The 9102-nt window shown below is 39.2% G+C and carries 7 protein-coding genes; all 7 read left to right on the forward strand.

Annotated features, from left to right (window positions below; translation table 11 throughout):
* The coding region (locus MICAI_RS18325; RefSeq protein ID WP_039900498.1) for a Uma2 family endonuclease at positions 1-450 on the forward strand (450 nt) is incomplete at its 5' end.
* Between the two features lie 58 nt (positions 451-508).
* On the forward strand, positions 509-4270 hold the full coding sequence (locus MICAI_RS25440) for an Eco57I restriction-modification methylase domain-containing protein (RefSeq protein WP_008205703.1): 3762 nt from the start codon (positions 509-511) through the stop codon (positions 4268-4270).
* A 303-nt stretch (positions 4271-4573) separates the two neighbouring features.
* A complete protein-coding gene (locus MICAI_RS18335; protein ID WP_002791363.1) occupies positions 4574-4900 on the forward strand; it encodes a XisI protein in 327 nt (108 codons plus the stop codon).
* 129 nt (positions 4901-5029) lie between these two features.
* Positions 5030-5263, forward strand: coding sequence for a hypothetical protein (locus tag MICAI_RS18340; RefSeq protein WP_008205708.1), 234 nt, complete (start codon positions 5030-5032; stop codon positions 5261-5263).
* A complete protein-coding gene (locus tag MICAI_RS27995; protein ID WP_008205710.1) occupies positions 5235-5366 on the forward strand; it encodes a DUF6883 domain-containing protein in 132 nt (43 codons plus the stop codon). Before MICAI_RS18340 ends, MICAI_RS27995 begins: the two co-directional genes overlap by 29 nt.
* Positions 5367-5378: 12 nt before the next feature.
* Complete coding sequence (locus MICAI_RS18345) at positions 5379-5606, forward strand: DUF4926 domain-containing protein (RefSeq protein WP_008205712.1); 228 nt, start codon at positions 5379-5381, stop codon at positions 5604-5606.
* 52 nt (positions 5607-5658) lie between these two features.
* Entirely contained in the window at positions 5659-9018 is a 3360-nt protein-coding gene (locus tag MICAI_RS18350) for a helicase-related protein (RefSeq protein WP_008205714.1), read from the forward strand.
* Positions 9019-9102 lie beyond the last annotated feature (84 nt).

Raw genomic sequence — 9102 nt, forward strand, 5'->3', positions numbered from 1 at the left:
CCGGATGTAATTGTCGAGATTCTCTCCGATTCTACGGCCAATATTGACCGCAATAACAAGAAAATTCTCTACCAAAATACCTTTCGCACTCCTAATTATTTTTGGTTCGATCCCAATAGTTTAGAATTGCAAGGATTTAGACTAATTGAGGGACAATATCAAGCCATTTCTCCCAATGACCAAGGTTATTTATGGAGTGAACAGTTAGGATTATATTTAGGGATATTTGACCGTAAACTGCGTTATTTTACCGCCGATGGTCAATTAGTCCCCACTCCTCAAGAAGCGGAATTAGAGCAAAGACAGGCAAAAGAACAGGCTCTTTTAGAAAAAGAACAGGCTATTTTAGAGAAAGAACAGGCTATTTTAGAGAAAGAAAGGGAAGGTCAGGCTAAGGAAAAATTGGCACAAAAACTACGAGAATTAGGCATCGATCCCGATACAATTTAACTGAAGTGGCAAAAGTTCTGGAGAAAGTAAACCTAAATGAGAGGTCGTGAGAAAACTTATGAGTGATATTGAACTTCGGCAGTCAGTTTATGACCTTCTTTCATCCCTGAGAGGATTAGATGCGCTCAAAAAATTATTCTGGTCCGAGTTAAATTACGAGCGAGAAAATCAAACCCTGTCCCGACGCAATTGGCCAGATAAAGCAGTAGAAGCATTAGCAGAAGACCCAATTTTATTGGCTTCTGGGGGGGAAGATTTTCAGGTTATCTATGCTCGTCTCAACTCTAAGCAACTGCTGCTCAATTTAGAGCGTCTTGTCGTCACTCAACTGCTAAAAAACCATCCCTACACTCTCTTTATTTTCTCTGATTTCCACCAAGAACGGTGGCATTTTATCAATGTTAAATATGATGTTAAACAAGAAAAACGGCAAGTCTTGCGGCGAATTACAGTGGGTCCGGGGGAACAGTTACGAACCGCCACAGAACGCCTAAGTTTACTGGATTTAGATAATATTAGTTCCGAGTCTCCTTTAGCGATTCAGGAACGTCATGATGAAGCTTTTGATGTTGAGAAAGTTACTAAGAAATTTTTTGAACAGTATCGCTCGGTCTTTGAAAAAGTTGAGCAATTAATTACTAAAACTATCCCTAATGCTGACCAGAGAAGACTATTTACTCAGAAGCTATTTAATCGCCTGATGTTTATTGTTTTTATCCAGAAAAAGGGTTGGCTGAAGTTTAACGAACAAACAGACTATCTAGAAACATTATGGCAGGATTATCAGAATGATAACAGCACCTCGGACAAAAACTTTTATCATAATCGCTTGACTCATCTGTTTTTTACGGGACTAAATAATCCCCAACAAACGGATATTATTGGTATCAATAACGGTGGTTTTCTTCGGCAAATAATTGGCACAGTTCCCTATCTTAATGGGGGATTATTTGAACAGGATGAAGATGACCGCAATCCTAATATAATAGTACCCGATCAGGCGATCGATGTTATCTTACAGGGCCTTTTTAGTAATTTTAATTTCACTGTAACTGAGAGTACACCCCTTGATGTGGAGGTAGCAGTGGACCCAGAAATGTTGGGAAAAGTGTTTGAAGAATTAGTCACGGGAAGACATAAATCAGGTAGTTATTACACACCTAAACCGATTGTTTCTTTTATGTGTCGGGAGGCTTTGAAGGGATATTTAGGAGGCTATGAAGCCTTAGTTGATGAACATAATGTAGAGCAGATAAACGTTCCAAAAGCTCGTGATCTTTTGCAGAAACTGAGCGAAGTGAAAATAGTAGATCCTGCTTGTGGAAGTGGCGCTTATCTATTAGGTATGCTGCATGAACTACATTCGCTTACTCGTTTGCTTGACACCCGCGCTCAACTGGAAAATGCTCGTGATGATTACCACCGTAAACTCAATATTATTCAAAATAATCTCTATGGTGTAGATATTGATGAATTTGCGGTAAATATTGCTCGATTACGTCTTTGGCTATCACTAACTGTAGAATTTGACGGTGAGCATCCTGAACCGTTACCTAACTTAGATTTTAAGATTGAATCTGGTGATAGTCTCACTGCTCCTAATCCAGAGAATGTAGGACAGTACACTCTTCGAGGCCAGATAATTCGCCAATATAGAGATGCAAAAAACTCTTATCTGACAATGAGTGAAGGAGTTCAAAAGCAAATTTTCAAACAAAAAATCAATGAATTTAAAGCTGAAATTGCTTTGATAACCCATGGAAGTAATAAGGTTAACGGATTTGATTGGGCCGTAGAATTTGCTGAAGTTTTTTCACAAAAGGGGTTTGATATTGTCTTAGCTAATCCGCCTTATGGTGCGACTGTTGGTGACAGGGTGCGCGATCTCTATTTTGACCGTCTGACTGATGGCGCACAATCCAAAGATACTTATGGTTTATTCATGGCCCGTGGCTTGCAGTTGCTACGTTCTGGCGGTCAATTATGTTACATAGTTTCTGATACTTGGCGGACTATTAAAACTCACAAACCTTTAAGAAAGCTATTTCTTGAAAAGACCACTATTGCTCATTTTATCGATCTGCCTTCTTGGGTTTTTAATGCTACAGTTAATACTTGTATTTTGACCGTTGCTAAAAATACGGCATCTGAAAGCCATGATCTAATCGCCGCAGATTTGCGTAGCCTTCAAATCGGGGACTGGAATAAACTAACTGAGAACCTAGCTGCGATCGCTGCTCATAGTGTGGATTTACAAACGATAGATTATGCTCGTTATACTTATCCCCAATCTTTGATAGCTACTTATGATAACTTGTCACTTTTCATCGGTTCACCCAAGCTTTATCAGTTGTTGAGCAATAGTAATTTTTCTCGCTTGGGGACAATAGCTGATGTAAAAGTAGGACTTCAAACGAGTGACAATGATTACTATCTTCGTAAACGTAGAGGAGCAAGGGGAAGTTATGAAATATTAGACGAGAGTAAATTACTTACTGATGCTGATATTGCAGGCTTAAGTGATGATGAAAAACTAAATGGAGTAGCTCCCAATAAGTATAATAATCGCTGTTTTCTGCCCTTTGATAAAGGCGGCGAAAGTAATACTGATGAAGGTTGGCTTCCCAATTACTATGTACCGACACAATATTTGATAGATTGGTCAAGAGATGCTGTCCATCGCCTCCGCACTGCTACTATTGCTGATGTTAAACGGCGAAAAAAAGAATTCAATAAGATTGAACCACAAGAGGAACACAGGATTGCCTCTCGTTTTCAAAACTCAGAATATTATTTTCAAGAGGGGATAACATTTTCGCCTACTGGTATTTATAGTCCTACTTTTCGATTGGGAAGTGGCTGTATTTTTGGCAATAAAGGTTCAACTATTTTTGTTAGAGGGATTGAACCAAGAGTTTTACTAGGATTTTTAACTTCTATTGTCTCTCGTTATTTACTCAAGAGCTATGTATCCCATACAGTTGAAACAGGGGAAGAAGTTTTAACACGACTGATATTACCTTCATTAAGTCCTGATTTGCACGATAGAATCAAAACTTTAGTTGAAAGTATTATTAATCAACAAAAGCATAATCAAAGCTATCCCTATCATTTACATGAACAAAAAGAAATTGATGCCATTATTTATCAACTCTATGAATTAGACTATGAGGATATTCGTGAAATAGAACTTTGGTACTGTCGCCGCTATCCTAAACTAGCAAAAGCTCAGGGAGTATTAGCCGAAGTAAAAGAAAAGTATGAAAGACATATAGAACACTGTAGTCGAGTTTTGACAAAGCCTCCTACTTACTGGAAATCTCATCCAATTCTGAGTCTGATTGCTCAAGGTGAAGGAAGCAAACTAGAGTTCAAAGAAACTCTAAGAGTAGATATTAAGACAAATACAAAAAATAAAGATGTTCTTCTTGCATCCTTAAAAAACATTACAGCCTTTTTAAATACCGATGGTGGTACTCTTCTCATTGGAGTTTCTGATAATTTAGAAATAAAAGGACTTGAGCCAGATTATACTGTTGGAAAAGGAAAAAATAAGGATGGTTTTGAGAATAATTTACGACAAATTATGGAGTCAAAAATTACACCTTATCCACTTCATCCTAATAAAGTTTTAGTGATGGTAGAATTTTTTACGCTTCCTGAAGGAGAAATTTGTCAGGTTGAAGTTAAGCCACTGGATTTATCAGAAATTGCTTATCTAGAAGGTAAAATTTTCATTAGAGATGGAAATAGAACTAAGGAATTGAAAGGCGACACTCTAGAATCTTGGAAACAGAAAAGAAACCTATCATCAAATTAGTACAAAAATGCTTAGATGCCAAAGGAGTTAACTGTGAAGAATGGGAGAAAGAGATAGATGAGAGAGTAGCGGCATTGTATGGATTGTAAGGGGTTAGATACCCGACTTCTTAAAGAAGTCGGGTATCTGAAATCATCACAGCGAATCTGTTAAAATAGAGGTAAATAAACCAGTCGTCAGATGAGAGAGTAGCGGCATTGTATGGATTGTGAACCTTAAGATTGTTACAAGATGCTAAAATTAGGAAAACCTGCTAAAATCAGGATATGCCGGCTAGGGATATCACAGAGAGGAGATCGTAGAATGGCAATCAACTACAGTGAATTAGTTAAATCCCTCATTGAAGAACAAGCTAAAATTCAGCAGTCTAGTGAAATTTCCCTAGAAATAATCTTTGACGATCTGAGAAAACATTATTTATTAGTACAAGTTGGTTGGCATAATAATCATTGGATTTATGGATGTCTTTTACATTTAGATATTATTAACAACAAAGTTTATCTTCAACAGAACAACACAGAAATTTCAGTAGCTGAAAAGTTAGTTAAACTAGGAATTCCTAAAACAGATATTGTCATCGGATTTCACTCTCCATTTAAACGAAAATTCACAGAATATGCCATTAATTAGGAGTAAAAATAATATGGAAAAACAACTTATCAAGCATTACAATTACCGATTGAATTAATTCAGAAAACTCTCTCTATTCTAGATCGTGAAACTGCCGTCTTAGTTGAGCAAGCTTTATCCTAAAATACCATGAAAATACAAGGAATTATCAAAGGCAATACTATCGAGCTATTAGAGGATTTATCTCTTCCTAATGGCGTAAGAATTTCTCGGTCAATTCCCGATAATTTAATTCAAAAAAAATTATTGTGGGAAGACTTAGAAACTCTTATTGGAGTATGGAAAAATCAACCAGAACTCGATGATATTTTTTCTGAAATTGACCGAGAGCGCCATGCACTATGGACAAAAGTATGTTATTGATTTTCCCCTGACTCATCAAAACAAAACCGCCATTATTCACAGTGTTTGGATCATCAGAAATGACGAAAACTTTCCCCGCTTAGTGACTTGTTATGTACTTTAAGGAGATAATCAAATGAAACTCTTAGATGTAGTTGCCTTATTAGAAGACTTACCCCAATTAGGATTATATTGCGGACAAGTCGGAACAATTGTAGAAGTTTATGAACCGACAGTTTTTGAAGTGGAATTTAGCGACACATCAGGACGTGCTTATGCTATCGAAACCTTACAAGAAAATCAACTAATGTTATTACATCATTCTCCCTTAAAACCTAAAAATTTACCTGTAAATATAGGGTAAATTTTCTTAAAAAACATTATTGATATAACAATTCTCTTATGGATATCGAACTATGCCTACCCACGACATCATCGACAATCGCCAGCAAAAATTAGTCGATAACATCAACCAAATTCTTCACTCTTCAGAAGCCGCTCATTTTGCCGTCGGTTACTTCTTCCTCTCCGGCTTTACTGCGATCGCACCCCGTCTCGCCACCATCCCACAAATGCGCCTCCTAATTGGCAACACCAGCAACCGGGAAACCATCGAACAATTAGCAGAAGGCTACCGCCGCTTAGAACTAATTAAAGACCATCTAGAGGCACAAGAATATCCCAAACGGACAGAACGCAAGCAGATGGCAACAGAAACCGCCGACAATATTCGTTCCAGCGTCGAACTAATGGACCAAACAGATGAAGCAGAAACCTTAGTAAAAAATCTGGTTCTTATGATTGAAGAAAAACGCCTTCAGGTGCGAGTTTATACTAAAGGGCGACTCCATGCTAAAGCCTATATCTTCGACTACGGGACAATTTATAACCAGCAGGGACAACCCCTAGAACGTCAAGAAAAAGGCCTTGTTATCGTTGGTTCTTCTAACCTTACTTTATCAGGAATTTCCCACAATACCGAACTTAATGTTATCGTTCACGGTAATGAAAATCATGCCAGTTTAACAGAATGGTTCAATCAACTTTGGCAGGAAGCAACAGAATTTGATGAAACACTGATGCAGTCTTTACAACAGTCTTGGGCGATGATGCCAGTACGTCCCTACGACATCTATATGAAAACTCTCTATATGCTCGTGCGCGATCGATTGACAGAAGAAACTGCCAGCGAAATGATGATAGATAACGAAATTACCGAGAAACTAGCAGACTTTCAAAAAGTAGCAGTTAACCAAGCGATCAAACTCATCCGCGAGTACGGAGGTTGTTTCGTTTCCGATGTGGTAGGACTAGGAAAAAGCTTTATTGGTGCTGCCATTGTCAAACGCTTTGAACAAGTGGAAAAAGCCCGACCCTTAATTATTTGTCCAGCTCCACTGGTGGAAATGTGGGAACGCTACAACGAAATTTATCAACTTAACGCCCGCGTTTTATCGATGGGATTGCTGCGGGAAGATGAAACCAGTGGCATCAGAGTTTTATTAGAAGATTTTAAATACAAAGATCGAGATTTTATCTTAATTGATGAAAGTCATAACCTGCGGAATGCCGCAACCCAAAGATATAAAATCGTCGAAGCCTTTTTAGCAGCCGGGAGACAATGCTGTTTTCTGACAGCAACTCCTCGTAATAAAAGTGCTTGGGATATTTATCATCAGATTAAACTTTTTCATCAAGATGATAAGACAGATTTACCCATAGAACCGCCCGATCTAAAAGAGTATTTTCGATTAGTAGAGAAAGGGGAACGGCAGTTACCTGACTTGTTATCTAACATCTTGATCCGGCGCACCCGCAACCACATTTTACGCTGGTACGGCTTTGATGCCAAGACTCATAAACCCGTAGATGCAGACAATTTCAAGGATTATTTAAACGGAAATCAACGCGCTTACGTTATTGTGGGTGGTAAGCATCAGTTTTTTCCCAAAAGAGAACTACAAACCATTGAATATAGTATTGAAGATACCTATCAAGGACTTTACCAGGAACTGCGCCAATATTTAGGGAAATCTCGCCAACAGCAACCAGCCAAACCTCGTAAAAATGAACTTTGCTATGCTCGTTATGGTTTGGGAAATTATGTATTACCAAATAAGCGCAAACAAGAACCATTACTCAGTTTACAAACTGGAGGGGCAAATTTAAGAGGACTGATGCGAGTCCTGTTATTCAAACGCTTTGAATCTAGCGTTTATGCCTTCCAACAAACTGTTAAGAAATTACTGCAAGTCCATCAACGCTTTCGAGAAGCTTTATGCCAAGGAATTATCCCCGCCGGAGAAGAAGCTCAGGCAATTCTCTATGAGCCAAACAATGGGGAAGAACAAGACATTATCGATGCCTTGCGTCAGGCATCTGGGAAGTATGATATAGCTGATTTTGATGCCCCAAGATTGCAGAAACACCTCGAACATGACATCCAATTGCTAGAGAAAATTTTGCACTTAGTTGAGCCAATTACCCCAGACAAAGATGCGAAATTACAAACTCTCAAAAATTGGTTGAATAAACCTCCGCTGCAAGATAGCAAGTGCCTCATCTTTACTCAGTATGCTGATACCGCCTATTACTTGTATCAAAACCTCAATCCTAACGGCGATCGAGACGATCTAGAAGTCATCTACAGTGGCGATAAAAATAAGGCGCGGGTAGTGGGAAGATTTGCCCCCAAAGCCAACAAATACTATAAATTACAACAGGGAGAGTCGGAAATCAAAACTTTAATTGCTACCGATGTTTTAGCCGAAGGTTTAAACCTACAAGATGGCAACCTGATTATTAATTATGACCTGCATTGGAATCCCGTCCGACTTATTCAAAGGTTTGGTCGGATTGATCGGATTGGCAGCGAGAATGATGTGGTTTACGGCTTTAATTTTCTCCCAGAGACTGGATTGGAGCGGAATCTAGGATTACGACAAAAACTCAAAAACCGCATTCAAGAAATTCATGAAACCATCGGCGAGGATGCGGCAATTCTCGACCCAACGGAACAGCTTAACGAAGAGGCTATGTATGCAATTTATGAAAAAAGTGGTAGTCATCAATTAAGTTTGTTTGAAGATGAGGGAGAATTTCTCGACCTCAACGAAGCCGAAGAAATTCTCAGACAACTCCAGCGAGAAAATCCGGCTGAATACGAACGGATAGCTAACCTGCCTCATGGCATCCGAACGGCTCGCTTTTCTCTCAATAAGGGCATAATTGTCTTCTGTGAAGCTTCTTATCCTAACCGCAAAGATTGGAAGGGCTACCAGCAATTATATTGGCTCGATGAACAGGGAGAGATCAGATCAAAAGATACTGCCCGCATTTTAGGAATGCTCAAAACCACCCCAGAAGAAGCAGCGCTGCCGCTGCCCAAAAATTACAACCAAGCAGTCATGCAAGTCAAGATTAAATTTGCCCAAGAAGTCCAGCACCGCCAATCTGAACGGGAGTACAGCCGTTCTCTGACTCAAGCACAGCGCTACGTCCTGCGAGAACTAGGACTGCTGTTCAAAACCACGCAGGATGAAGAAATCCGTAAGCAGGTTAACCTATTAGAACAGGCCTTTCGCCAACCGATTACCACTGTACTCAAGCGCGAGTTAAACCTGATTAAGCGCCGTAGCCTGACAGGAGAAGCTTTGTTTAGCGAACTGAAGAAATTATACAGCCAACATGAGATGCGGGACTGGTTAGATCGCCGTCGCTTGCAAGGTGAGGAGCAACCAATTCCCATCATTATTTGCAGTCAGGCTTTAGTTTAGAAACGGCGATCGGTCAAGGTATAGAATTAAGTTATTGGTTAAAATCCCGCCCGCCTTATCTCTGCAATTGTGAGAAAAAGCTAC

This window comes from Microcystis sp. T1-4 (genome assembly GCF_000297435.1).
Lineage (GTDB): Bacteria > Cyanobacteriota > Cyanobacteriia > Cyanobacteriales > Microcystaceae > Microcystis.

Excerpts from the sequence above, each read along its gene's own strand:
- MICAI_RS27995 (WP_008205710.1), top strand. The coding sequence starts at position 5,235 with ATGCACTATGGACAAAAGTATGTTATTGATTTTCCCCTGACTCATCAA.
- MICAI_RS25440 (WP_008205703.1), top strand. The coding sequence starts at position 509 with ATGAGTGATATTGAACTTCGGCAGTCAGTTTATGACCTTCTTTCATCC.
- MICAI_RS18345 (WP_008205712.1), top strand. The coding sequence starts at position 5,379 with ATGAAACTCTTAGATGTAGTTGCCTTATTAGAAGACTTACCCCAATTA.
- MICAI_RS18335 (WP_002791363.1), top strand. The coding sequence starts at position 4,574 with ATGGCAATCAACTACAGTGAATTAGTTAAATCCCTCATTGAAGAACAA.
- MICAI_RS18340 (WP_008205708.1), top strand. The coding sequence starts at position 5,030 with ATGAAAATACAAGGAATTATCAAAGGCAATACTATCGAGCTATTAGAG.
- MICAI_RS18350 (WP_008205714.1), top strand. The coding sequence starts at position 5,659 with ATGCCTACCCACGACATCATCGACAATCGCCAGCAAAAATTAGTCGAT.